The sequence below is a fragment of the Pseudomonas sp. 1152_12 genome (assembly GCF_052850675.1).
The window spans coordinates 294,272-320,236 of record NZ_VXCW01000006.1; the positions used below are offsets into that span (position 1 = coordinate 294,272).

General features: G+C 60.0%; 21 protein-coding genes and 1 pseudogene. 11 read left to right on the forward strand and 11 right to left on the reverse strand.

From position 1 onward, the window contains the following. Window positions 1-2: 2 nt before the first annotated feature. The 3 genes from FW764_RS13845 to FW764_RS13855 all read right to left on the reverse strand — a co-directional run bounded on the left by FW764_RS13845 (window position 3) and on the right by FW764_RS13855 (window position 2,651). Window positions 3-275: a type B 50S ribosomal protein L31 gene (locus tag FW764_RS13845; protein WP_446434394.1), complete on the reverse strand. Its 273-nt coding sequence runs from the start codon at window positions 273-275 to the stop codon at window positions 3-5. Window positions 276-375: 100 nt separating this feature from the next. Next, window positions 376-1,701 carry an APC family permease gene (locus FW764_RS13850; RefSeq protein WP_446434395.1) on the reverse strand — a complete coding sequence of 442 codons (1,326 nt, stop codon included), beginning with the start codon at window positions 1,699-1,701 and terminating at the stop codon, window positions 376-378. A gap of 128 nt (window positions 1,702-1,829) precedes the next feature. After that, window positions 1,830-2,651: a carbon-nitrogen hydrolase family protein gene (locus tag FW764_RS13855; RefSeq protein ID WP_446434396.1), complete on the reverse strand. Its 822-nt coding sequence runs from the start codon at window positions 2,649-2,651 to the stop codon at window positions 1,830-1,832. A gap of 93 nt (window positions 2,652-2,744) precedes the next feature. Here FW764_RS13855 and FW764_RS13860 point away from each other — a divergent pair, with 93 nt between their 5' ends. From FW764_RS13860 to FW764_RS13880, 5 genes and pseudogenes are all read left to right on the forward strand, one after another. Beyond that, the gene (locus tag FW764_RS13860) at window positions 2,745-3,509 is read left to right on the forward strand and encodes a response regulator transcription factor (RefSeq protein ID WP_446434397.1); all 765 of its coding nucleotides are present in this window, start codon (window positions 2,745-2,747) and stop codon (window positions 3,507-3,509) included. A 26-nt stretch (window positions 3,510-3,535) separates the two neighbouring features. After that, window positions 3,536-5,155, forward strand: a complete 1,620-nt coding sequence (locus FW764_RS13865; RefSeq protein ID WP_446434398.1) for an FMN-binding glutamate synthase family protein — start codon at window positions 3,536-3,538, stop codon at window positions 5,153-5,155. 11 nt (window positions 5,156-5,166) lie between these two features. Beyond that, window positions 5,167-5,451 carry a putative quinol monooxygenase gene (locus FW764_RS13870; protein ID WP_446434399.1) on the forward strand — a complete coding sequence of 95 codons (285 nt, stop codon included), beginning with the start codon at window positions 5,167-5,169 and terminating at the stop codon, window positions 5,449-5,451. Window positions 5,452-5,479: 28 nt separating this feature from the next. After that, window positions 5,480-5,578: pseudogene (locus tag FW764_RS13875) on the forward strand (cupin domain-containing protein); the annotation flags it as partial. Between the two features lie 132 nt (window positions 5,579-5,710). Then, the gene (locus FW764_RS13880) at window positions 5,711-6,862 is read left to right on the forward strand and encodes an OpgC family protein (RefSeq protein WP_446434400.1); all 1,152 of its coding nucleotides are present in this window, start codon (window positions 5,711-5,713) and stop codon (window positions 6,860-6,862) included. A gap of 80 nt (window positions 6,863-6,942) precedes the next feature. Here FW764_RS13880 and FW764_RS13885 read toward each other — a convergent pair whose 3' ends face one another. After that, on the reverse strand, window positions 6,943-8,361 hold the full coding sequence (locus FW764_RS13885; protein WP_446434401.1) for an amino acid permease: 1,419 nt from the start codon (window positions 8,359-8,361) through the stop codon (window positions 6,943-6,945). 414 nt (window positions 8,362-8,775) lie between these two features. On the opposite strand from FW764_RS13885, the gene FW764_RS13890 reads away from it, so the two are divergent. From FW764_RS13890 to FW764_RS13900, 3 genes are all read left to right on the forward strand, one after another. Further along, window positions 8,776-11,868, forward strand: a complete 3,093-nt coding sequence (locus FW764_RS13890) for a transglycosylase domain-containing protein (RefSeq protein WP_446434402.1) — start codon at window positions 8,776-8,778, stop codon at window positions 11,866-11,868. Window positions 11,869-12,203: 335 nt separating this feature from the next. After that, a complete protein-coding gene (locus tag FW764_RS13895; protein WP_446434403.1) occupies window positions 12,204-12,749 on the forward strand; it encodes a PadR family transcriptional regulator in 546 nt (181 codons plus the stop codon). Then, on the forward strand, window positions 12,746-13,513 hold the full coding sequence (locus tag FW764_RS13900) for a siderophore-interacting protein (RefSeq protein ID WP_446434404.1): 768 nt from the start codon (window positions 12,746-12,748) through the stop codon (window positions 13,511-13,513). The genes FW764_RS13895 and FW764_RS13900 overlap by 4 nt, the downstream gene beginning before the upstream one ends. A gap of 46 nt (window positions 13,514-13,559) precedes the next feature. Here FW764_RS13900 and FW764_RS13905 read toward each other — a convergent pair whose 3' ends face one another. After that, on the reverse strand, window positions 13,560-14,186 hold the full coding sequence (locus tag FW764_RS13905; RefSeq protein WP_446434405.1) for a Pr6Pr family membrane protein: 627 nt from the start codon (window positions 14,184-14,186) through the stop codon (window positions 13,560-13,562). Between the two features lie 4 nt (window positions 14,187-14,190). Beyond that, the gene (locus FW764_RS13910; RefSeq protein ID WP_048720273.1) at window positions 14,191-14,424 is read right to left on the reverse strand and encodes a VF530 family protein; all 234 of its coding nucleotides are present in this window, start codon (window positions 14,422-14,424) and stop codon (window positions 14,191-14,193) included. 214 nt (window positions 14,425-14,638) lie between these two features. Between FW764_RS13910 and FW764_RS13915 the strand changes: the two genes are divergently transcribed. Continuing rightward, window positions 14,639-16,657, forward strand: a complete 2,019-nt coding sequence (locus FW764_RS13915) for a TonB-dependent receptor (RefSeq protein WP_446434406.1) — start codon at window positions 14,639-14,641, stop codon at window positions 16,655-16,657. A 435-nt stretch (window positions 16,658-17,092) separates the two neighbouring features. Further along, window positions 17,093-19,510 (forward strand): glucose/quinate/shikimate family membrane-bound PQQ-dependent dehydrogenase, encoded by a 2,418-nt coding sequence (locus tag FW764_RS13920; protein WP_446434407.1) that lies wholly within the window; start codon window positions 17,093-17,095, stop codon window positions 19,508-19,510. Between the two features lie 190 nt (window positions 19,511-19,700). Here FW764_RS13920 and FW764_RS13925 read toward each other — a convergent pair whose 3' ends face one another. Beyond that, complete coding sequence (locus FW764_RS13925) at window positions 19,701-22,037, reverse strand: putative bifunctional diguanylate cyclase/phosphodiesterase (protein WP_446434408.1); 2,337 nt, start codon at window positions 22,035-22,037, stop codon at window positions 19,701-19,703. A gap of 322 nt (window positions 22,038-22,359) precedes the next feature. Here FW764_RS13925 and FW764_RS13930 point away from each other — a divergent pair, with 322 nt between their 5' ends. Further along, window positions 22,360-22,935: a hypothetical protein gene (locus tag FW764_RS13930; protein ID WP_446434409.1), complete on the forward strand. Its 576-nt coding sequence runs from the start codon at window positions 22,360-22,362 to the stop codon at window positions 22,933-22,935. Between the two features lie 142 nt (window positions 22,936-23,077). Here the strand turns inward: FW764_RS13930 and FW764_RS13935 are convergent, their stop codons facing one another. From FW764_RS13935 to FW764_RS13950, 4 genes are all read right to left on the reverse strand, one after another. Further along, window positions 23,078-23,284, reverse strand: coding sequence for a hypothetical protein (locus FW764_RS13935; RefSeq protein WP_446434410.1), 207 nt, complete (start codon window positions 23,282-23,284; stop codon window positions 23,078-23,080). A gap of 226 nt (window positions 23,285-23,510) precedes the next feature. After that, window positions 23,511-24,689 carry an ABC transporter substrate-binding protein gene (locus FW764_RS13940; protein WP_446434411.1) on the reverse strand — a complete coding sequence of 393 codons (1,179 nt, stop codon included), beginning with the start codon at window positions 24,687-24,689 and terminating at the stop codon, window positions 23,511-23,513. Further along, complete coding sequence (locus tag FW764_RS13945) at window positions 24,686-25,660, reverse strand: CobW family GTP-binding protein (protein WP_446434412.1); 975 nt, start codon at window positions 25,658-25,660, stop codon at window positions 24,686-24,688. Before FW764_RS13945 ends, FW764_RS13940 begins: the two co-directional genes overlap by 4 nt. Continuing rightward, window positions 25,657-25,953, reverse strand: a complete 297-nt coding sequence (locus FW764_RS13950) for a hypothetical protein (protein ID WP_446434413.1) — start codon at window positions 25,951-25,953, stop codon at window positions 25,657-25,659. The genes FW764_RS13945 and FW764_RS13950 overlap by 4 nt, the downstream gene beginning before the upstream one ends. Window positions 25,954-25,965 lie beyond the last annotated feature (12 nt).

Below are 25,965 nucleotides of genomic sequence, written 5' to 3' on the forward strand. Positions count from 1 at the left end.
CCTCACGCCTCGGCGTTTTTCGAGCTCGAACCAAACGAAGCGAAGCGCTTGTTGAACCCGGCAATCCGGCCTTCGGCCTGGGTCTTGCGCTGCTGGCCGGTGTAGACCGGGTGCGAGGCGCTGGAAACGTCCAGCGGGATGTACGGGTAGGTGTTGCCGTCGCTGTGTTTTTGAGTACGATCGCTGTCGGCGGTGGAGCCGATCAGGAAGAACACGTCGGCGGCGGTGTCGTGGAACAGTACGGTGCGGTAGTCGGGATGGATACCAGCTTTCATAAAGCCTCCGGGGCGTCTGGGTGCACTTGATTTGTTACACAGTAACACAAGCCATGCACCCAAACGAGAACCTATTGCAATAAGAATAGACCTCAGGCTTCTAAGCGGTTTCCTGGAAGTCCATTTCCGGCGGCTGTTGCGAGAAGCCACGGGTTAGGAATCCCAGGTAAACCAGGCCGATCGCCAACCACACCACGCCCAAGTAAATCGCCAGGTGATCCAAACTGACCATCAGCCAAAGGTCCGCCAGCAAGCCGATGGCCGGGAACAGCAGAAACAGGATCACCTCACGCACGCCGCGTTCTTTTGCACCGATCCAGTAGTGAAAGATCACCGACAGGTTCACCAGGCTGAACGCCAGGAATGCACCGAAGTTGATGAACGAGGTGGAGGTGGTCACATCCAACTTCAACGCCAGTAACGCCACGACCGCACACAACAGGATGCTGTTGACCGGCGTGCCGAAGCGCGCATGCAAGGTGCCGAAGAACGACTTGGGCAACACACCGTCACGGCCCATCGCGAATAACAGGCGCGAACCACTGGCCTGGGCCGACAGCCCCGAAGCGAACTGGCCGACGATCAAGCCGATCAGGAAGATCGACACAAACAGGTCACCGCCGATATTGCGCGCGATTTCGTAAGCCGCCGAATCCACATCGGCAAACTCGAACGCCGGATGAGCGATCTGCACAAAATACGACACGCCGACGAAGATCAGCCCACCGATCAAGGTGATCAGCATGATCGCCCGCGGAATGGTACGGCGTGGGTCGCGGGTTTCCTCGGTCAGGGTGCTCACCGCATCGAAGCCCAAGAACGAATAGCAGGCGATGGCCGCACCGCTCATGATCAGCGGCATGTGCATCTGCCCGTTAAAGAACGGGGCGATGGTCCATAGCGGCTTGCTCGCATCGCCACCGATGTAATGGATGCACAGTGCGACGAACGCAATCAGCACCAGGAACTGCACCAGCATCAGCAGGGCGTTAATGCCGTTGGCCAATTTCAGACCGATGATATTGATCGCCGTAGTAATGCCGATAAACGCCAGCACCCATAGCCACTGCGGCACCGCAGGGAATGCCGAATGCAGATACGCCGCCCCGATCAACCAGATGGCCATGGGTAAGAAGAGGTAGTCGAGCAACACCGCCCAACCTGCGATAAAGCCCAGCTTGGGGCTGATGGCCTTACGTACATAGCTGTAGGCGGAGCCGGCTACAGGGAAGGCTGAGGCCATGCGCCCGTAACTCATGGCAGTGAAAAACATCGCCACCAGCGCCGCCAGGTACGCGGCGGGGACCATGCCCGCAGTGGATTGCGCGAGGATGCCGAAGGTGCCGAGCACAATGATCGGCGTCATATAGGCGATGCCAAACAGCACCACCGACCCTAACGACAGGGTGCGTTGCAAACGAGCCATGAGCGATTCTCCGCAGATTTATTAGAGTTATGGCAGAACTGAAGTCGGTGAAACACGAGCAATATTTTTATGATGGATGCAGCTTTTGTGGCGAGGGAGCAAGCTCCCTCGCCACAAGGGTGTCAGCGTTAAACTTGGGGAATCAGCAGTTCGCGCGTCCCGTCTGTGCGCTCAATCACCTCACCCGGCAATTTCAAGCGCTGGTCATCCAGGTAGCGGTAGTCCTTGCGAGCCGCCACCCGTTGGTCGAGGTCCAGCTCGACCGTGAACTGCCCTTCCTCACGCCCGGCTTCAAACAGCAAGGTGCCAAATGGGTCAACCAAGGCACTCCCACCGGCAAACAACAGGCCGCCGTCCCCCTCTTCGACCCGGTTGACCATGAGCGCAAACGCCTGATTTTCCTGGGCGCGGGCCATGATTGCGGTGCGGTGCGTGGAGCCGTACGGGTCCATGTTGCCGTTGGTCACGATCAACAGTTCGGCACCCAGTTGCGCCAAGGCGCGGGCAGTTTCCGGGAACTCGATGTCGTAGCAGATCAGCAAGCCGACGCGCACGCCGTTCCACAGACACGTGGCGTAGCGATCCCCTGGCGTGAACACGCCGCGATCCGAGGCCCACAGGTGGGTTTTGCGATAACGCAAGGCAATGCCTTCCGGGGTAATCAGCAAAGTGGTGTTATAAAATTGGCCGTCGTCGTGCTCGGCCATGCCAATCACCACGGCGATATTGCGCGCGCGGGAGGCCTCGATAACGGCCTGTACAGTCGGGCCGCCTAACGGCTCGGCGATAGCAGCCACGGTCTCGGCCGACGGGAAGCCCATCAGGTGGGTTTCCGGGAATACGATCAGTTGCGTGTCGGCGGCGCAGGCAGCAATTGCCGCCAGGGCGCGCTCAAGGTTGTAAGCTGTGCCGTTATCACGACCTGCCAACTGGGCAAATTCGACCTTCATGGGAAGTCCTGTTGTTTTATCTGTGGCGCAGTATGCGCAGCCGCACCCGCCGGGGAAATCACGCCGCCGGGGTAACCCATTGGGGGTAGACGAATGACAGTCTCGCTGCAAGACATCGCCTGGCACCGCTCGGTGGGGCAAATGATAGACGCCCTAGACCAGGCCAATTTCTGGACCCAGCTTGTGCGTTTACTCGACCACTACGTGCCGTTCGATAGCTGGGTGGTGTTGCTGTTCAGCAGCGCACACCGCCCACTGGTGTTCGCCGAATGCCCGGGCGCCGACGGCACGCCGGACCATTTATTCCAGGACTACCTCAACGGTCTGTACTTGCTCGACCCCTTCTACATCGCCAGCCGCGAGCACTCACGCACCGGGCTGTTTCGCCTGGCGGACGTCGCGCCCGAGCATTTTGAACTCACCGAGTACTACCAGCGCTACTTCCGCCTGAACGTCGTGGCGGATGAAATCCAATTTAATTGCCAACTGCCGGATGGGCGTACCCTATGCCTGTCCTTGGGCTCGAAACAGCGTTTTGACCCGCAGCAGATTGCTCTGCTGTCGCTGATCCAGCCTTGGGTGCTGAGCCTGCTGCGCCAGCGCCTGCCCTATGAGCTGCATCAGGTCAGCGCCCCGCAGCCGCCGATGCACAATGATGATTGGGGCGCGCAACTCACCGCCCGTGAGCTGGATGTGGGCCGCTTGATGCTCAGCGGTTGCTCCAGCAAGGAAATCGCTCGTAAGCTGCAAATCTCTGTTGAAACCGTGAAAGTCCATAAGAAACACATGTACAGCAAGCTTGGGATCAAATCCCAGTCGGAGCTGTTCTCGATCTTTCTTCAGGCGCAAAACGCCTAGCCGATGAGTGAACCAAGGAAAACCGTATGAGCCTGTCGTTACTAAGCCGTTACGCCTTCTTTGCCGTGTGCGTCATTTTCACCCTCGTAAGCTTGCCTTTTATCGAACATGAATGGCTGTGGCCAATCACCCTGGTCACCGGCATTCTCACCCTGATCGGCTTGTTCGACTTACTGCAAAGCCCCCACGCGGTGCGTCGCAACTACCCGATCCTGGGCAATATTCGTTACCTGGTGGAAGCCATCCGCCCGGAAATCCGCCAGTACCTGCTGGAGTCCGACAGCGACGCGCTGCCCTTCTCGCGCTCACAGCGTTCGCTGGTGTATTCGCGCGCCAAGAACGAAACGGCCGATAAGCCTTTCGGCACCTTGATCGACGTCTACCAGTCAGGTTTTGAATTTATCGGCCACTCCATGCGCCCCGCGCCGTTGAGCGACCCCAGCGCGTTTCGTGTGATGGTCGGCGGCCCGCAATGCAAACAGCCGTATTCGGCGTCGGTGTTCAATATCTCGGCGATGAGCTTCGGCTCACTGAGCGCCAACGCGATTCGTGCGCTCAACCAAGGCGCCAAGCTTGGCAATTTTGCCCATGACACGGGCGAAGGCAGCATCAGCCCTTACCACCGCGAAAACGGCGGCGACCTGACCTGGGAACTGGGCAGCGGCTACTTCGGCTGCCGCACCAGCGACGGCCGTTTCGACCCGGAACGCTTCGCCGTGCAGGCACAGAACCCGCAAGTGCGCATGATCGAAATCAAGATGAGCCAGGGCGCCAAGCCCGGCCATGGCGGGATTCTGCCCAAGCACAAGGTCACCCAGGAAATCGCCGAAACCCGCGGCATCATGATGGGCGAAGACTGCATCTCGCCGTCGCGTCACAGCGCGTTTTCCACACCTGTCGAGATGATGCAATTCATCGCCCAACTGCGCGAACTGTCCGGCGGCAAACCAGTGGGCTTCAAGTTCTGCCTGGGCCACCCCTGGGAATTCATGGGCATTGCCAAGGCCATGCTCGAAACCGGCATTCTCCCGGACTTTATCGTGGTCGACGGTAAGGAAGGCGGCACCGGCGCCGCGCCTGTGGAATTCACCGACCATATCGGCGTGCCGTTGCGTGAAGGCCTGCTGTTTGTGCACAACACCCTGGTCGGCCTGAACCTGCGCGACAAAATCAAGCTCGGCGCCAGCGGCAAGATCGTCAGCGCGTTCGATATCGCCAGCGTCCTGGCCATCGGCGCCGACTGGGCCAACTCCGCGCGCGGCTTCATGTTCGCCATCGGCTGCATCCAGTCACAAAGCTGCCATACCAACAAATGCCCGACCGGCGTCGCCACCCAGGACCCGCTGCGTCAGCGCGCTCTGGTAGTGCCGGACAAAGCCCAGCGCGTGTTCAACTTCCACCGCAACACCCTCAAGGCGCTGGCGGAAATGCTCGCGGCGGCTGGCCTGGAGCATCCGTCGCAGCTGTCGGCCAAGCACTTGGTGCGGCGTATGTCGGCGACTGAAATCAAGCTGTTCTCGCAGTTGCATGTGTTCCTCAAGCCGGGTGAATTGCTCACCGGTGAAGTCAACGGCGAGTTCTATTCGCGCATGTGGCAGATGGCGCGGGCGGACAGTTTTGAGCCGCATGAAATCGCGGCGGCGTGAAGACACCGGCCATGCTCAAAGTCATCGCTGAAGACTTCATCAAGCCCGAACATCTGGAAACCGTGCGACCGTGGTACGCCGAGCTGGTCGAAAAAACCCGCCTGGAACCGCTGTGCATTGCCTACGAGTTGTTTGTCGATCAGAAAAACCCGGGGCACTTCATTTTCATCGAGCAATGGCCCGATCAGGCCGCGCTCGATGCGCACTGCCAAACCGAACACTTCACCCGGCTGGTGCCGCAAATTAATGCGCACCAAGCCAAGCCATGCCGGGTACTGTTGATGGATGCGTTCTAAACACCCGATTGCTGCTGAACCCGACCAAATCCGTGTGGAAACCGGCCGGATGTACCTCGCCGAAGCCGGTACCGCCCATGGTGTGCTTGCCGGCAGCTACGGCACATTGGTGGTCATTGATGTCTAGAGACATTCAGTAATACCCAGCCTTTGCAATTGCTTACAAATACCGCCAACCTGCGCCCGCCCGACGTGTGGCGGGCGAAAACCCTGCCGTTCGCCGGTAATTACTAAACCATTTGTTCAAGAGCCCGCTGCCATGCTGAACGGACGCGACCCGCGCATCGATTTTTTTCGGGGCCTGGCGTTGATCTTCATTTTCTGGGATCACGTACCCCACAATCCTCTCGGCTTGATCACCTTACGAAACTTCGGCTTCAGCGATGCGGCAGAGGTCTTCGTGTTCCTCGCTGGGTTCGCCTCGGTGCTGGCCTACAGCAGAGTGATGCAACGCGAAGGCTATTGGATGGCCTGCCTGAAAATCCTGCGCCGCACCTGGGTGCTGTACGTGGTGCATATCTTCTTGCTGGCGCTGCTGATGGGCATCGTGTTTTACGCCAACAACCATGTGCAAACCCGCGACCTGGTGGCGGAGATGGGCCTGACACACTTCGTCACCCACCCGCAACAGGCGCTGACCGATGAGCTGTTATTGCGCTTCAAACCCAATCTTATGGACCCGTTGCCGCTGTACATCGTGTTGCTGGCAGGCTTGTCCGTGGTGCTGCCGCTGATGGTGCGCGCCACCTGGGCGGTGATCGGTGTGTCGCTGGCGGTGTACCTGATGGCGCCGTGGATGGGTTGGAACCTGCGCGCCATCGCCGATGGCGTGTGGTATTTCAACCCGATCACTTGGCAGTTGCTGTTTGTATTGGGCGGCGCTGCGGCGATTCATAGTCAGCGGCCAATCGCCCCCGACACGCGCCCTTTGCAGCGCCAGCCGCTGTTTGTCGCGGCGGCGATTTATGTGGTGCTGGCCGGTGTGATTACGCTGTCCTGGCTATGGCCGCACATCCATGACGCGGTGATGCCCGCAACACTGAGCAACTGGTTGTACCCCATCAGTAAAACCGACCTGTCACCGGTACGCCTGGTGCATTTCCTGGCGCTGGCCTATGTCACCTCCAAGCTGCTGCCTGGCCGCGGCTGGACACAAAACCGGCTGGCCGAACGCATCTGCCAGATGGGCCGATATTCCCTGGAAGTATTCTGCCTGGGTGTAGTGCTGGCGCCCCTGGCGGATATGCTCAATGCACTGGCGAATGACGCCGTGGCCATGCAGTTGCTGACGGCGCTGGTCGGCGTGGTGTTGATGTCGGCCCTGGCTGCCTGGATGGAGTTGAACAAGCGTCTCAACCAGGCGCCGCGTGCGACTGCCGAAGCGGCGCTAGGTGAACACCACCCGCGCTGAACTGCGCCGCTCGGCGCAAGCCCCGCCCATTAGCCACAACTGCGAAGCTTGCCCAAGGGCAAGCTTCGCAGCGGCGACCATCAAGCCGAGCGGGGTTTGCCCAGGCCGGCAGCCGTCGGCTGCAGCTTGAACACATAGAACAGCACCGTCAGCAGCACCAGAAACACCGGGCCTACGTACAGTGCAATTCGGGTCTGCGGGAAGTACGCCATCAGGCCCACCACCAACACCAGGAATGCCAGCGCCAGGTACGAACTGACCGGGTATAGCCACATGCGGTATTTGAGGCCATCCGCCTCGGCCGCGCTCAGGCTTTTGCGGAATTTGAGCTGGGCCAGCAGGATCATCAGCCAGGTCCAGATCGCGCCGAATGTGGCAATGGAGGTGACCCACACAAAGACTTTTTCCGGAACCATGTAGTTGAGCAGCACGCCCAGCAACAGCACGAAGATCGACAGCAGCAGTGCCTTACGGGGCACGCCGTTGCTCGAGGTGGTGCCAAAGGTGGCCGGCGCCTGTCCGTTCTGCGCCAGACTGTAGAGCATGCGCCCGGTGCTGAAGATGCCACCGTTGCAGGAGGACAACGCAGCGGTGATCACCACGAAGTTGATGATGCCGGCGGCGGTCTTGATACCCAGGCGTTCGAAGGTCATCACGAAGGGGCTGCCCTGGGTGCCGATTTCGTTCCACGGGTAGATCGACAGAATCACGAACAACGCGCCGACGTAAAACAGCAGGATGCGCCAGAACACCGAGCCGATGGCACTTGGGATCGTCTTCTGCGGGTTCTTCGCTTCACCGGCGGTCAGGCCGATCATCTCCACGCCCAGGTAGGCGAACATCACCATTTGCAAGGACATCAGCACGCCCTGCACGCCGTTGGGCATAAAGCCGCCGTGGGCCCACAGATTGGAAATACCCAGCGCCACGCCGTCATTGCCGAAACCGAACGCGATGATGCCGACGCCACCGATGACCATCGCAATGATGGTGACGATCTTGATCAACGCGAACCAGAATTCGAACTCACCGAAGGCCTTGACTGCGATCAGGTTGATGGTGCCCATGCTGACCAAGGCCGCCAGGGCCCAGATCCAGCGCGGTACGTCGGGGAACCAAACGCCCATGTACACCGCGACGGCGGTGATTTCCGCCACACAAGTCACCAGCCACAGGAACCAATAGTTCCAGCCGGTGAGAAAACCCGCCAATGGGCCAAGATAATCCTGGGCATAACGGCTGAATGAGCCAGCGACGGGGTTGTGCACCGCCATCTCGCCGAGGGCGCGCATGATCACCAGGATCGCCAGGCCGCCGATGATGTAGGACAGCATGATCGCCGGGCCGGCCATTTCGATGGCCTGGGCCGAGCCCAGGAACAGGCCGACACCAATACAGGCGCCGAGCGCCATCAGGCGAATATGCCGTTCACCAAGTTCGCGTTTGAGCGGGCCGCCTTGAGCGGTCTCGCCATGGGGCAGTGGGTTGCCGACTGGCATAGGGGTACAACCTCATTTTGTTATTGGATTGTCCGTCGAGTTTCCAGGGTGCAGGCCGGTAAACCTGCGTCCTTGTCGAAACGAGACCGCCTCATGGACGGGCCCTTCTTGCCAGGCAAGATCAGCGGGGCGTGCAGTATAAAAAGCTCAGAGCAGGTTCATTCACTATAAAAACGTACCAATTTAGGGGAAGCACCGGCAAAAATGCAATTTTACAGGAGCATATGACCTGCAGCGGGCGACAAAACGTCGCGGCGCACCCTGCTGACAAATGGCTTGTTGTGGCGAGCGGGCTTGCTCCGCTCGTCACAAGCACAACAGCCACAGACAAAGCACGCAATTCCCTCACACCCAGCGCCCAGCGACTAAGCTTCAGGCAAGTCCGATCAATCTGCGTAAAGGGATCAATCGACTATGGGCGCACTGTGGCAAACCGAATCGAGCAAGGCTGCGAAACTACAAGGCAGTTCGGACCCAGCGCCCTTACCCAAAAATGAACCCAGGTCCCGCTATGTGCGGCGCTTGTTCGGGTTGCTCGTGCTGATGGCGCTGGTCGCCCTGGGGGTTGGCGCCGCCAAAGAAATGCGCACCTCCCGCCTGCAGGCCCAGGCGCTCAGCGGCCTGGCGCGCAACCTCACCTATCAGGTAGAGCCTGGCCCCAGCCAGGCCATGGTTTATCCCGGCGCCGGGCCGTTCGACCGGCGTCTGGGTTACAGCAACCTCGGCACATTCGTGCCGCGCCTGCTCAAGCGCGGTTATGTGATTGAGGCCCAAGCGCGTTTTTCGCCTGCGTTGATGGATTACAGCGCCAAGGGCCTGTTTGTGCCCTATGCGGAAAAAATCCAGGCTGGGCTGTCCATCACGGACTGCAGCGCCGTGCCGCTGTACCAATACCACTACCCGCAACAGCTGTACCAAAGCTTCGCTGCGATCCCGCCCGTGGTGGTCGACAGCCTGCTGTTTATCGAAAACCGTGACCTGCTCGACCCTAACCAGCCCCAGGCCAACCCCGCCGTGGACTGGCCGCGCTTTGCCAAGGCCGCGTGGTCGCAAGTCGCCAAGGTGCTGCACCTACCGGGCCAGAGTGCCGGTGGCAGCACCTTGGCCACGCAGTTGGAAAAATACCGCCATTCCCCGGAGGGCCTGACGGTGTCGGGCGAGGAAAAACTGCGGCAGATGTTTTCCGCCGCTGTACGCGCCTATCGCGATGGGCCGGACACCTTACCGGCACGGCAGAATGTTCTGCGTGACTACCTCAACAGCGTGCCGCTGTCGGCGGTGCCTGGCCACGGCGAAGTGCACGGTTTGGCCGAGGGTTTGCGGGTGTGGTACGGCGTCGATTTCAACCAAGTCAATCAGGCGCTGGCTGGCCCGGTAAGCGCAGCGCAAGGCCTGGCCCTGCGTGAAGTATTGTCGTTGATCATCGCCCAGCGCCGCCCTTCTCATTACTTGGTCAAAGGCCGCGAAGCACTGGCGCAACTCACCGACAGCCACCTGCGCCTGCTGGCGCAGAACGGCGTCATCACACCGGCACTGCTGCAAGCGGCGCTGACGGCCAAGGTCAGCTACCGTGACTGGTTGCAACAACCGACGATGCAACCGGTGGAGACCAACAAAGGCATCAGCATGGCGCGCGCGCGCCTGGCCACCCTGCTCGACCGGCCGCTGTACGACCTCGACCGTCTTGACCTCGCGGCCACCACCACTCTGCAGGCACCGTTGCAAGGCCAGGTCAGTGATTACCTTAAGCACCTGGCCGACCCAGACTTTGCGCGCCAGGTCGGCCTGCTCGGCGAACGCCTGCTGACCCCGGCCAACACCGCGCACGTGCGCTACAGCTTCACCTTGTTCGAACTGACGCCGGACGGCTCAAGGGTGCGCGTACAAACCGACAACACCGACCAGCCTTTCGATATCAACGAAGGCAGCAAACTGGAATTGGGTTCCACCGCTAAGTTGCGGGTGCTGACCACCTACCTGCAAATCGTCACCGAGCTGCACGACAAGTACGCCGCCCACCCCCCCGACGCGTTGAAAAAAGTCACGGTCGACGAGCAGGATCGCTTGAGCCGCTGGGCCCTCGATTACCTGATCCAGGCGCCGGATAAAGCCCTGGCGAAAATGCTCGACGCCGCCCTTGATCGCACCTACTCGGCCAGCCCCGGCGAAAGCTTTTTCACCGGCGGCGGCTTGCATCACTTCCACAACTTTCGCAACGAAGACAATGGCCGCAGCCCCTCCTTGCGCGATGCTCTGCGCGAGTCGATCAACCTGCCGTTCATTCGTCTGATGCGTGATGTGGTGCGCTACACCACCTATTCCGCTGCCAACAACAGCGCCGCGTTGCTCAAGGACGACAATGACCCGCGCCGCCAGGAGTACCTCGCCGATTTTGCCGATCGCGAAGGCACGACCTTCCTGCGCAAGTTCTGGAAGAAGTACCAGAAGAAAGACACCCAGGCGCGGCTCGATACGTTCCTCGACGGCCTGCGCGCCACACCGATTCGCCTGGCCGCGGTGCACCGCTATTTGTTGCCCGAAGCCAGCCAGGAGAGCTTCAACCTGTTCGTGCGCGCACACCTGACCGGCGTCAAAACCAGTGAGAAGCTCACCGACGAGCGCCTGCAAAAACTCTACAAGGCCTATGGCCCCGGCACCTATGACCTGCCCGACCAGGGCTATATCGCCAAGGTCCACCCGCTGGACCTGTGGTTGATCGGCTACTTGCTCAACCATCCCGAGGCGACCTTCAGCGAGGTGGTCAAGGCCAGCCGGTTCGAGCGCCAGGAGGTTTACAGCTGGTTATTCAAAAGCCGCCATCAGAGCGCGCGCGACAGTCGCATCCGCACCATGCTTGAGGTTGAAGCCTTTCTCGAAATTCACCAGCGCTGGCAAACAGTTGGCTATCCGTTCGACCACTTGGTGCCGTCGCTGGCCACCGCGCTTGGCAGCTCCGGCGACCGCCCGGCAGCGCTGGCGGAGTTGATGGGGATCATCCTCAACGATGGTGTGCGCGCGAAGGTGGTACGTATCGACAGCCTGCACTTCGCCGCCAATACGCCCTATGAAACCCAGATGATCAACGACCCCGTCGCCGGCAAACGGGTGATACCGGTGGAGGTGGCGCGGGCGCTGCGCGGGGCCTTGTCCCAAGTGGTGGATGCCGGCACCGCCAAACGCGTGGCCGGCAGCTTCAAACTGGCGGACGGCACACCTCTGGCCATGGGCGGCAAGACCGGCACTGGCGACAACCGCATTGAAGCCATCGGTGCCGGCGGGCGGGTGCTCAGCTCCAAGGCGATCAACCGCACCGCCACTTTTGTGTTCTATATTGGCGACCGCCACTTCGGCACCCTCACCGCCTTTGTACCGGGCAGTTCAGCGCAAGGCTTCAAGTTCACCTCAGCGCTGCCTGTGCAGGTGCTCAAAGGTATGGCGCCGATTTTGATGCCGTACTTGCAGCCGGGCAGCCGGACACTGTGCCTGTCAACGGCGAGTGCGCACTGAAAAACGGGCGCCTGGCAAATCGACTGGGGCATTCCTGCCAGTGCGCCACAAACAACCCCTTTAGACTGAACACCGCCGGTTCCCCCACCGCCTCCAGTCTGAATACTGCCTTGAGACACCCCTCTCTTGCCGACCCTGGAGCAAGGGAGCTGCACGCCTGGGCTAAAGCAATCGTCATTGAAACGGGCCGGAGCGGGTAAAAACCGGAGCTGATCGCGATCCGGTGTGGGACCGAGCCTGACCATCCAGCTGCAGACCCGCCATCGGTCGGGTCAAGTTGCCCAGAAAAAAGATATATCTTAAGTTATGTCTAAACATGTCTGGAGCGAGGCAACATGAGCGAACATCCCCACCAACGGCCCGCCCATGGCGGTGACGGTTTCGACAAACGCTCTGGCCGGGAACGCGGCGAGCGCGGCCCACGGGTTTTCGCAGCTGGCGACTTGAAGCTGCTGTTACCCTCTCTGATCGCACAGCAGCCCTGCCACGGCTATGACCTGATCCGCCAGATCGAAAGCCTGTTCGACGGCGCCTACACCCCAAGCCCGGGAGTGATTTACCCCACCCTGACTTTTCTGGAAGAGAGCGATTTGATCGCCGGCAACGCCGATGGCGGAAAAAAGCGCTACACAATCACCGACGCCGGTCGTCTCTTCTTAAGCGAGCAAGCCGTTGCTCTTGACGGCGTGCGCATGCGCATCGATGTCAGCAAGCGCTCGCTACGTGGCCAGGACCGCCCGCCGCAAATCCACGAGGCGGTGCACAACCTGCGCCACGCCTTGCATTCGCACCACGGGCGCTGGAGCCCGGAAGAAATCGATCGTGTCGCGGCGCTGCTCAATAGCACCGCTCAAGCCATTGCCGACGGGAAAAACCTATGAATACTCAAGCTATCCATCGCGTTACCCATGAAATCAAGCGTCGCCGCCTGGATGTACTGCGCGTGGTCGACATCACTCCACGCATGCGCCGCATCACCTTGGGTGGCCCTGAACTCGCCGGTTTTATCAGCCTGGGCAGTGACGATCACATCAAGCTGCTGTTCCCGCAAAACGCCGCCGAGCAAGCAGCGCTGGAAAGCCCCGGCTTCAGCATTAAGGGCGACGGCCCGCAACCGGCCATGCGCGACTACACGCCACGGCGTTTCGACCTGAGTATCGGCGAGCTGGATATCGACTTCGTACTGCACGGCGATGGGCCTGCGTCGACCTGGGCCGCGCAGGCGAAAGTCGGCCAACACCTGTACATCGGCGGGCCACGCGGTTCAATGATCGTGCCGGACATCTTCGACAGCTATTTGCTGATTGGCGATGAAACAGCAATCCCGGCCATTGCCCGCCGCTTGGAAGAACTGCCGGCGGGGCGCAAGGTGCTGGCGGTGATCGAAATCGCCAATGTGTCGGAACAACAGCAACTGAAAAGCGCAGCGGATGTGGACGTGATTTGGGTAGTTCGCGGCCAGGACGACTTGCCCGACACGGTGCGCAATCTGACGCTGCCGAGCGGCTCGCTGTACACTTTTGTCGCCACCGAAACCAAGCTGTCACGCCAGGTTCGCCGTGTGCTGCTGGACACGCACAAAGTCAATGAAGAATTCCTCAAGGCCGTAGGCTACTGGCGCGCGCAAGGCAACGAGGAAGAGTAAGCCGAACACACATCAACGGTGGAAGCGGGCTCGCCCGCTCCCACATTCAGTTCTGCGGGGGCTTTAAGAATTTATCCAGCCCCACCACTGCCAATGCAATCACGATGAACCCCGCCAGAATCCCCCCGGCATTCACAAACACTTGTGGATAACCGAGCGTGTCCACGTCAAAGAACGGGTACTGATACTGCCCGAGCAAATGCCCACGCAGCAGCGCATAAGAGAAGTACATCAACGGGTAGATCACCCAGGCGCAGAGGTGTTTGAGGTGCAATGTGCCTTTGGGCACATACCGCCACCAATAAACCACAAACAACACTGGCATCACGTCGTGCAGCAATTCGTCGGCAATAAATTGAAAACCCGTCGGGCTCCATAAGTGCCGCAGCAGCACGTTGTAGGCCAGGCTGACCACGATAATGCTCGTGGCGATCCCACTGCTGACCGGGGGCGCCAGGAAGAACCGTTTCGCCGCCGATTCGCGTGTCACCAGCGCATAGCTCAACACCATGACGACAAGCGTATTGGTCAGCACCGTGAAAAAACTGAAGAAGTTGATCAGCCCGCCCAGCAGGCTCGCGCCGACCTGCCAGCGCGAATAGAAAATCAGGTACTGCTGAATCACCAGCCCGATCCAACCGGCCAATGCTGCCGCCGCCACATACCGCTTCATGCGCTCAGTCCAACGGGCGTTTGGTGCGCATCAGCTTCACGTATAAGCCTTCGACTTTCTCACGCGCCCACGGGGTTTTTCGCAGAAACGTGAGGCTCGACTTGATACTCGGGTCGCTCTTGAAGCAGCGCACATCAATGCGCTCGGCCAGGCCTGCCCATTCGTAATGCTCCACCAAAGTGGTGAGGACGTGTTGCAGGGTCACGCCGTGGAGTGGGTCGTTGCTTGTCGCGGTCATGCCGGGCCTTTTGCAAAAATAGGAAACACAGCCGCGCACCTTAGCCGACAGGGGGTAGAGGTGGAAGCACTGCATTGAATATAGCCCTTGAGAAAAAGTTCCTCTTTTCAGTAAAAAGAGAGATGTTATATTGTAACGATACTTATCAAAAGTAACGGATTCGATACCGTTTTTAAGCCTTCTCTTTTTGTGCAGCTTTGCCAAGGAATGTCCGATGTCCCTCTCTTCTCTCTGGCGCTTGACCCCAGTCGCCGCCGCCCTGCTGATCTGCTCCGAAGCCCACGCCCTTGAGTTGCAACCCCAAGTCATCACCGGCAACCCGCTGGGCAGCGAGCAACTCGCCGCGCCGACCACCGTGCTGGAAGGCGATGACCTGACCCTGCAACAAAAAGGCAGCCTCGGCGAAACGCTCAACAAGCAGCCGGGCGTGTCGTCCTCGTACTTTGGCCCAGGCGCCAGCCGGCCAATCATTCGTGGCCAGGACGGCGACCGCATTCGCATCCTGCGCAACGGCGTGGGCGCGCTCGATGCGTCGTCGCTGTCCTACGACCATGCGGTGCCGCTGGACCCGGTAAATGTCGAGCGTATTGAAATCGTGCGCGGCCCGGCCGCCCTGCTGTACGGCGGTAGCGCCATCGGCGGCGTGGTCAACACCTTCGACAATCGCATCCCCACCGAAGCCATCGAAGGCATCCACGGCGCCGGTGAATTGCGCTACGGCGGCGCCGACACCACCCGCAGCAGCGCTGGCAAGCTGGAAGCCGGCAACGGCACCTTCGCCCTTCACCTGGACGCCAATGCGCGGGAATTCAACGACCTGAAAATCCCCGGGCAGGCACGTAGTCGCCACGCCCCACAAACCGACGATAGCCCCAGCAAAAACGGCCGCCTGGGTAACAGCAATGGGCGCCAAGACGGCGGCGCAGTCGGCGGTTCCTACACCTGGGATGACGGTTACGCCGGGCTGTCCTACAGCAACTACGACGCCAATTACGGCTCACCCGCCGAGCAGGACGTGCGCATCCGCATGAAGCAGGATCACTACGCTTTTGCGTCCGAGATCCGCAACCTGCAAGGCCCGTTTACCTCGTTGAAACTCGACGCGGGCTACACCGACTACGAGCACCGCGAAATCGAAGGCGGCGAAACCGGCACAGTGTTCAAAAACAAGGGATATGAGGCACGCGTTGAGGCGCGCCACCAGCCGATCGGCCCGTTTGATGGCGTGGTCGGCGCACAGGTATCGCGCAACGAGTTCTCGGCCCTGGGCGAAGAAGCCTTCGTCCCGCAGACCGACACCAACGCCGGCGCGCTGTTCATCCTCGAAGAAATGCAGGCCACCGAACGCCTCAAGCTCAGCCTCGGCGGGCGCCTGGAACACACCAACGTCGACCCGAACACCAAGGGCAACGCGCGCTTCGCCGGTGCCGACAAGTCCAATAACTTCACGGCCGGCAGCCTGTCATCGGGCGCGGTGTACACCCTGACGCCGATCTGGTCCCTGGCCGCAACCCTTGGCTATACCGAGCGCGCACCGACCTTCTACGAGCTGTATGCCAACGGCGCCCACGTCGCCACCGGCACTTACGAGCTGGGCGACGCCAACCTGAAGAAAGAAAAAGCCGTGTCCAGCGACCTCGCGCTGCGCTTTGACAATGGCACCCACAAGGGCAGCTTCGGCGTGTTTTACAGCCGCTTCTCCAATTACATCGGCTTGTTGGGCACAGGTCGCACGCTCAACGATGAAGGTGAAGAGGACGCGGACGGCATCCCTGAGTACACATACTCCGGCGTGCGCGCACGTTTCGCCGGCTTCGAAGCCCAAGATCACTGGAAGCTGGGTGAAGGTGCCTACGGCAAGTTCGCTCTAGAGCTGTCGGGTGATTACACCCGCGCTACCAACCTCGACACGGGTGAAGCCTTGCCACGCATTGCGCCCCTGCGTTTGAACAGCGGTTTGCTCTGGGAGCTGGACCGCTGGCAGGCACGAATCGACGTGGAACATGCAGCGGGTCAAGGGCGTGTGCCGGATAACGAAAGCGGCACCGATGGCTACACCACCTTGGGCGCAAGTGCGGGTTATCGATTTAATGTCGGTGGCAGTCAGTGGCTGGCGTTCGTCAATGGCGAAAACCTGACCAACCAGACCGTGCGCTATGCCAGCTCGATCCTGCGCGATATTGCCCCGGCGCCGGGGCGCAGTGTGCAATTTGGCGTGCGTACGACCTTCTAATTCCCTCCACAAATCCCCTGTGGGTGGGTGCTTGCTCCCGATAGCAGTGTGTCAGACAGCTTATGTAACTGGCTCACCGATATCGGGAGTAAGCCCCCCTTCCACATTTTTTTGCAGCGACACTTAGTCACTGTTACCAAATCTGAAATGATGCATCTTGCGATTTGCGCTTTCTCTTGGCGCATCAGCGCTTTATCCTTGCCGCAACGAACTGAAACGTTTCACTTCCGCGGTCGATCCCATCTTGCCGAATACATCCCCCTTCATAGACAGCGCTGTCTTACACCGACCTGCGCCCTAGAATATATCGCCCGCCTGTGGATAACCCCCTTATCCCCAGAAAAACCGAATTAACGCTGAACCAAGCCCGCGCCGAATCGTCATCTACAGTGAAGCACGGGGTTACATAATTCCAACGTCACGGAGAAACACACTATGAGCACTGATGGTGCTTCAAGCCCAAGCCGCCTGCTGCCCAGGCTGCTGGGGATCTTGCTGCTGATCATGGGGCTGGCCTTGCTGGCCGGCGGCGTCAAGCTGAGCATGCTCGGCGGGTCGCTGTACTACCTGCTGGCCGGTATCGGCATCGCCCTCACCGGCGTCTTGCTGCTGGCCACCCGCCGCGCCGCACTGGGCCTATACGCACTGGTGCTGTTCGCCAGTACCGTGTGGGCACTGTGGGAAGTCGGCCTGGATTGGTGGCAGTTGGTGCCGCGCCTGGCGCTGCTATTCGCCTTGGGCATTGTCATGCTGCTGCCGTGGTTTCGCCGTCCGTTGCTGCGTGGCCAACCCGCGCCGCTGGGCACTGGCGCACTGAGCGTAGCCGTGGTGCTGGCCGGTGCTGCCGCCCTGGCCAGCCAATTCACCAACCCGGGTGAGATGGTCAAGACCGGCCAACTGGACCGCGACGCCGTGCCAGGTATGGCCAGCGCCGCGCCGACCCAGGCCGATGGCGACTGGAATTCCTATGGCCGCTCGGCCTTCGGTGATCGTTACTCGCCTCTGGCGCAGATCACCCCGGAAAACGCCCACACGCTGGTGCCGGCGTGGACCTATCGCACCGGTGACATCCCTGGCCCGGGCGATCCCGGTGAAACCACCGCAGAAAACACCCCGCTGAAAGTCAACGGCATGCTCTACGTGTGCACCCCACACAGCCAAGTGATTGCCCTGGACCCCGACACCGGCAAGGAAATCTGGCGTTTCGACCCGAAGATCAGCAGCGAAGGCGCCGCGAACTTCAAGGGTTGGGCGCACATGACCTGCCGTGGCGTGTCGTATCACGATGACGCGGTGTACGCCTCCGAACAAAGCCCTACCGGCAGCGCCAGCGCTGCTCCGGTCAGCGCGGTGTGCCCGAAACGCATTTTCGTACCGACTGCCGACACCCGTCTGATCGCCCTGGACGCCGACACCGGCAAAATGTGCGAAGACTTCGGTGATAAAGGCCAGGTCGACCTGCGTGCCAACATCGGCGGCTTCGCCCCCGGCGGTTACTACTCCACCTCGCCACCGGCCGTGACCAAGAACCTGGTCGTGATCGGCGGTCACGTGACCGACAACGTCTCCACCGACGAGCCGAGCGGCGTGATCCGCGCGTTCGACGTGCACACCGGCAAGCTGGTGTGGAACTGGGACAGTGGCAACCCGGACGACACCACCCCGTTGGCCGAAGGCAAAACCTACACCCGCAACTCGCCGAACATGTGGTCCATGTTCAGCGTTGATGAAAAACTCGGCATGCTTTACCTGCCGATGGGCAACCAGATGCCCGACCAATACGGCGGTGACCGTACCGAAGACTCGGAAAAATACAGCGCCGGCCTGACCGCTCTGGACATCGACAGCGGCCACGTGAAGTGGACCTTCCAATTCACCCACCATGACCTGTGGGACATGGACGTAGGCGGCCAGCCTTCGCTGATCGACATCAAGACCGCTGACGGCGTCAAGCCAGCAGTCATGGCGTCGACCAAGCAAGGCAGCATCTACGTGCTGGATCGCAGCAACGGTAAGCCGGTCGTGCCGATCAACGAAATCCCTGTACCGCAAGGCGCAGTGGCCGGTGATCACACCTCGCCGACTCAACCGAAGTCCGACCTGAACTTCATGCCGCCGCCGTTGAAAGAACGCGACATGTGGGGCGTGACCCCGTTCGACCAGATGCTGTGCCGGATCGATTTCAAATCCATGCGCTACGACGGTCCGTTCACCCCGCCATCATTGCAAGGTTCGATCGTTTACCCAGGTAACTTTGGCGTGTTCGACTGGGGTGGCATTTCCGTCGACCCGGTACGCCAGATTGCTTTCGTGAACCCGAGCTACATGGCGTTCAAATCAAAACTCATCCCGGCCGCCGATATCGCCAAGCAAGGCCCACGAGTCAGCGAAACTGAAGGTGTGCAGCCGAACAAAGGCGCGCCGTACGGCGTGATCCTCGAAGCACTGCTGTCGCCTCTGGGCCTGCCGTGCCAGGCACCGGCGTGGGGTTATGTGGCCGCAGTCGATCTGACCAACCACCAGACCATCTGGATGCACAAGAACGGCACCGTGCGTGACAGCTCGCCGGTTCCAATTCCGCTGACTATGGGCGTGCCTAGCCTGGGCGGCACCTTCACCACTGCCGGTGGCGTGGCCTTCCTCAGCGGCACCCTCGACCAGTACCTGCGTGCCTATGACGTAAAAAACGGCAAGCAACTGTGGGAAGGCCGCCTGCCTGCAGGCGCGCAAACCACCCCGATGACCTACACCGGCAAGGACGGCAAGCAGTACGTGCTGGTCATGGCTGGCGGTCACGGCTCGCTGGGCACCAAGCAGGGTGACTATGTGATGGCGTTCAAACTGCCGGATTAAGGAATACCGGCGGCAAAAATAAAGGCGGCTACCTGATGGGTAGCCGCCTTTTTTGTGCCTGCCGCGAACGACATGCGAGAGGGGCTTGCTCCCAATGCCGCTGTACCAATCGTGGATTCTTCCACTGACACACCGCTTTCGGGGGCAAGCGCCCTCCCACAGGGTTCAGGTGGTGTTCTGGAGGTCGGGTTTACACGACAATCCGCGCGCGCCGCATCCACATTTCAAACGCCATGGCGGTCAACGGTCGACTGATCAAGTAACCCTGGGCCGTGTCGCATTTCCACTGCTTGAGCAACGTCAGACTGGGCTCGAACTCCACCCCTTCGGCCACCACTTTGAGCCCCAGGTTGTGGCTCATTTCGATGGTCGAACGCACGATCACGCCGTCACCGCTGGTGCTGTCGAGGTTGCGGATGAACGACTGGTCGATCTTCAATTCCTGCACCGGCAAACGCTGCAATTGCGCCAACGACGAATAGCCGGTGCCAAAGTCATCCACCGACAGGCTGATGCCGTAGCTGCGCAGTTGTTCAAGCACGCCGAGGGCCTGCTGTGGGTTGTGCATGATCGCGCTTTCGGTAATCTCGAAAATCAGGTGCTCGGCCGATACTTGGTATTGCATCAGCAATGCGGTGACGCGAATGGCCAGGTCATCATCAGCCAGGTCGTCCACCGAAATGTTCACTGAGAGCTGCATGTGCAACCCGCGCTGGGCCCAATCGGCGATCTGGCGGATGGCTTCCTCGATCACCCACAGCGTCAGGCCACCCATACTGCCGGTGCGCTCGGCCAACGGAATGAATTCGGCAGGTGACACCTGGCCTAGCGTCGAGTGCTGCCAACGCAGCAAGGCTTCCGCCTGGCGTACATGCCCCAGGTTGAGGTCGAGCTTGGGCTGGTAGTACAGGAACAACTCGCCCTCCACGACCGCGCGACGCAGGTCGCGGATCAGCGTGATCTGGCGCTGGTGCGCCCGCTCGCGGTCTTGCTGATAGATCTGCAGATGCCCGGGCAAGCTCGCCGCATCATGCCGAGCAATGGCGGCGCGGCTGATCAGCTCGTCCACCTGCTGGCCGTCGGTGGGGTATGCCGCAATGCCGATACTGACTTCATGACGCACTTCGTCATGGCCGATGCGCTGGGGTTCGGTAAGCAGCCCATACAGGCGGTCAGCGCGGGCCACGGCGCGGTCAATCTCGGTGTTTTCCAGCAGTAGCAAAAACTCACTGCCAGCAATGCGCGCGGCGGTGTCGCTGGCCAACAGGCTCATGGACAAACATCGGCTGGCTTCGCGCAGCATTTTCTCTACGCCCTGAGGGCCAAAGCCTTCGTTGATCAGTCGGTAGTTTTCAATCCCCAGGTACAGCAACACCACCGGCCGCCGCGCACTGATCGCGCTGCCCAGACGCTCCATGGCCAGGGCGCGGTTGGGCAAACCTGTGAGCGGGTCATGCAGGGCGTTATGGGCTAACTGTTGCTCGCGCACGGCAATGCCGCTTTGCATGGCATTGAAGGCACGGGCCAATAGGCCGAACTCGTCATGGCTGCGTACCCGTACCGGCGTATGGTAATCGCCGTCGCCAATTCGCTCGGCGGCTTCGACTAAGGCATTGAGCGGCCGGGATACGCGCCGCGCCAACAATAGAGCGGCCGCCAGCGACACCAACAGCACCGCCACGGCAATCCCGAGAAACTGTCGGTCCAGCGGCGCAAAGGATTCCAAGGCGTGATCCAGTGGGCTTTGCAGCAACACGCGGACCTCATCGTTGTGCCCCGTGTTGGCCAGTGGCAACACCTGGCTGAGCACGCGTTGCCCGTGAAATAGGCTGATCTGAGCATCAGGGTTCAGATGTACTTCGTGCAGCCTATGGACGATGGAGGCCTGATAGGCTTGCGGCTGAGTACTGAACAACTCGCCGACGTGGCCGTCCTGCACGCTGAGGAACGACACGTCGAGGTTGCTCATGGAACGCAGTTCATTGGCGAACAGCCTGTCCATCGGGAAGCCCATGACCACGCGAGCGATGGGCTCCGGGTCGAACACTTCTTCCTGCACCAACAAATAGGGCTGGCCGTTCATGGCGACGATGAGCATCTGCTGGCCACTGCGCCGCGCATGGCGCAAGGCCTCCTCATAGAGAAACGGCTCGCCCTGTACTGGCACAGGCAAGGTGCTAACCATGACCTTGCCGTTCAGGCCCAACACAAACACTTCCGTGGAATGGATACCCGTGCCATGCCGACGCAGCGCGGCCAGGATCGATTCGGCCTTGCCTTCGATCACCGCTTGTTTGAATGGGCCATCGACAGTGAGCCAGTCCAACCCGTACTGCAGACGACGCCCGCGCAAGTCCAACAAGCGTTCAAAAACTTGGATGCCTGTACTGAGCTGGACCTGGGCCTGGTTTTCCATGGCACGGGTGGTGGCGGCCTTGACCGCAAAATAGGTGGCGGCCACGACCACCAGCAACAACAGCGCCAAGACCCCGGCGATGCGGGTCTGGAAAGTGTGGCGCCACTTCATTACCGCGCCCTTCGGCAGCGCTCGCCTCTGTGTGCCATTGCTTCCTTTTGTCATGCGCATCCCTGACGACTGCTGATCTGGCGTCAAAAAACCATCTATTTTAATTGAATATCCGGCTTTAGCAGATTAGCTGGGAGTTGGGATATGTACACTCAGTGAAGCCTGGAAACTCACCGTCACATTATTGACGACAGCCAGCTGTCTTGAGGGCGTGAGTCATGCATATATATCTCCGTTTTCCGACACTTGGCGTCCGACGGCGTTCGTAGAATCCTGATTCGAGCTATGAAAATATCGACTTTCTTTTCCCAAGGAAGTGGCGATGCGTTATTTGAAGATAACAGCACAAGACGACTACGATAACGATGTAATCGACGCGGTCTATTTAGAGTTTTTTGATGGCGTAAACGCTAAGGCTGTTGCCGAAGCGCTGGTCATGAATACGCAGGAACACGACCATGGAAGTTTAAAGTGGGTGCTGGCCGAAGACATTAATGGTAACGGCGTCAGCAATACCGTCGATAGCGCGTTGGCACGCGCCTTGGCCAGAAGTTTTCTCAAGTTCCAATGGTGGAAGGTTGATCAGCCGTTTAACCGCTACCTTGAAGTCCTTGCTGAAGACCTTGACCTTGACGGCAAGCCCGACCTGGTCAGGCTGAGATTTCATGAAGGCGAAGGGGCACCGACCGATGAGACGTTGGTCGAAGCCGCCGCCTGTGTCTTTCTCAATGACCCTGCCGGACGTTATGTCACGCTCAACGCAGACGTAAATGGCGATTGGAAGACCGACCCTTGGGATACCACGCTCGTGGTGGACATGGCACGTCTCTTTCTGAAGTGCGACTGGAATAACGCTCACGTGGCAAAACCCTGCACGTTTACCCCGGTAACGTTGTAGTCACTGGACCACTCGAGGCAGTCTCATCTATAGGTTTTTTATGCGCTAATTAATCATACGTGCCCATGATATCTATGGCAGCGACAAGCCTGATATGGTTTATCTGGACTTTTACGATAATGGGCTCGCGAAGCCTCTTACTCTAAGCGCCACCCTGTTCGTTATAAACAGTGACGGTAAACTTGATTCGAGCCTGGCCGTCGACATCAACAATAACGGTGTTGCTAACAAACGGAATGAAGTGATGGCGCTTGAGTTCGCCCAACAGTTCATTGAGTTCAACTGGTTTAGCCTGGATGTCCCCTTCGATAAATACCTCAAGGTATTTGCTGAAGTTTTCGATACCCATGGCATACCTGATACCGTGCGGTGAGCAGGGATGTGAATAACGACGGCAAAACCAATGCCGCGAACACCGAACTGGTCCGTCGTTTCTGTAGAAATTTTCTGGTTTTCGGCTGGCATGATGCACGCCGATCCCAGCCGTCGATATAACCGCGCAAATCGATTACTTCTCGCCCCAAAAAACCTGATGTGACTAGAGGGCCGGCTTTCCGGCCCTTCCTATGGACTCATCACCCCACGGCCCGAGCGCGCAGAAATTCCGCCCACCGACGGACCAGGTAATTGTGCTCATCCATCACCGAGTTCCATACTGCAATGTGTCCCATGCGTTGCTCATAGGAACCCCCATCGCGCACATCACCGATATCGATCAACGGCAACCCATCACTGCCCAACAGCTCTTCGCGGGCAGGTTTACCGGCGTACCAATAATCCCACTCGGCGCTACTCAAATGATCGCGAGTTTGTGCCGGATTGCCGATGTAATAACCCTGGCGCGCCATCACCGCTCCCGGCCAACCCGACAGCCACCAATTCAGATAGGCATACGCCGCATCCAGTACCGGGCCCTGGGCATGACGCGACAATGACAAGCCGCCAAACCAGGCGCGATAACCCTCGCAGGGCACCGCCAACCGGTATTTCCCGCCCGCACGGTGCAGGCGCATCAAGGTCGGCGACCACAAACTCTGGATATCCACGCTAGGGCTGAGCATCAACTGCGCCGCCTCTTCGTCATCCGACCAGAACGCCGCAAAATGCCCCTCCTTCTGCTTGCGCACCAGAACGTCGGCAAGCACATCGATCTCTTCGATGCTCATATTGCCGATGTCCTTGAAGTGCGCCAGCCCCGCACCCTGCACTGCCAACGCTGCATCCAAAGCGCCAATGGCGGCATCACTTTGCAACGCGGTACGCGCACGCCAGGCCGGGTCAAGCAGCCAGCCCCAGCTTTCATTGCCGTGACTGAACCCTTCAGGCATTCGCTCGGGGCGGTAGACAAAACTGTCGGCGTTATGCGTCAGCGGCAACATGCTGATGCGCTCGGTCACCGTACTGCCGAGGCTGCCGTCGTGCTGCACGAACAGCCGCTCGCTGGGCACACTGCCGCTGCCCAGGCGGTCGTTGGCCGACAGCCGCCCACGCTTGGGCAGGTCGTTGATCTCATGCCACAGCGCAATGCGCCGCGTGTCGATGGGCTGGATCGCCCGCGCCGGCCACACGAAGTCGACGTTGTGGAACCACTGGTCGTACAGGTCATAGCTCCCGGGCTGCATCACGGCGATGCGCTGGGCTTGCGCGACATCGTGCACCTGATACACCAGGCGAATACCCAACTCTTGCTCGGCCCGCACACGCAAGCATTCCAGCAACGTTACGGACGTACCCAGCACGCGCAGCGTAATCATGCTGCGAACCGTCGCGAGAACACGTCGAAAGAGCGCCGCAACAGTACCGGGTCGAGACCACGCAGGATAAACACCAGTCGGGACTGGCGGTCAGTGCCCGGCCACGCGGGCAAGTGCACGGGGGCATGGAGGCAGTGCTGCACGCCATGAATGACAATGGGGGCGGAGCTTGCGTTCACGTTAAGCAGTCCTTTGACGCGAAGGATTCGTTCGCCGTGGCATCTTAGCAGCATCGACAACCACACCCCGAAGCCAACCCAATCCAGCGGCTGGTCGAAGCTCAGGCAACAGACTTGCGCCGCGCCGTGGGTCGCCGTGTGGGGTTGATACAGCTGCCAGCGGCTGACTTCTACGGCGGGCTTGGCGCCGCGCAAACCTTCGCCGAGCAGCAGTTGGTCGCCGCTATGAATGTCATGGGTATTGAGGATCGGCGTACCGCCATTGAGCGCCTGCAAGTGCGCGCGCAACGCCGCGCAATCGCCTGCCAGGTCAGTCTTGCTCAACAGCAATCGGTCTGCCGCCGCCACCTGGGCCAGCCATTCCGGGTGCAAGCGCTCCTGAAGCTCGGCGTGGCTGGCGTCGACCAGCGTAATCACCAGGCCGATATGGAAACGTCCGCGCAACTGTATGTCGTTGTTCAACGTGGCGAGAATCGGCGCCGGGTCGGCGAGACCCGTGGTTTCCAGGATAACGCGTTTGAAGGCTGGGATTTCACCGCGTTCACGGCGTTGCAACAAGCTGAGCAGCGCGTCTTTCAACTCGCCGCGAATCGAACAGCACACGCAGCCACTGGGAAGTAACACGGTGTCTGGCGCGACTTCTTCCACCAGCAGATGGTCGATGCCCACATCGCCGAACTCATTGATCAACAGCGCTGTATCACCGAGGCTTTCGCCTTGCAGAAGGCGCTGGAGCAAGGTGGTTTTGCCGCTGCCGAGAAAGCCGGTGATGACGTTAAGGGCAATGCTCATGACGACTCCAGGTAATCAAGCAGACGTGGATCAAGCGGGTCCAATGGGCGGCCAAGCATGGTTTCCGCCGCCTGCCAGAGTTGATCCAACCCACTCGCCAACGCCTGCTTGCCGGTGGCGCCCAACAACAGATAAGAGGCGCCTTGGAAGTCTTCGACCTTGAGCCGAAAAGCCGCCAACACCTGGTTGATCGCCGCGATCCGGCGCAAGCGTTCGCGGCGCCTGGGCAGTTCATCGCCCAAGGGGTCGCTCCAGTGCAGCTCTTCGCCGAGCAGCCCGCAGAGTCCGCACATGGCTAAACCTCA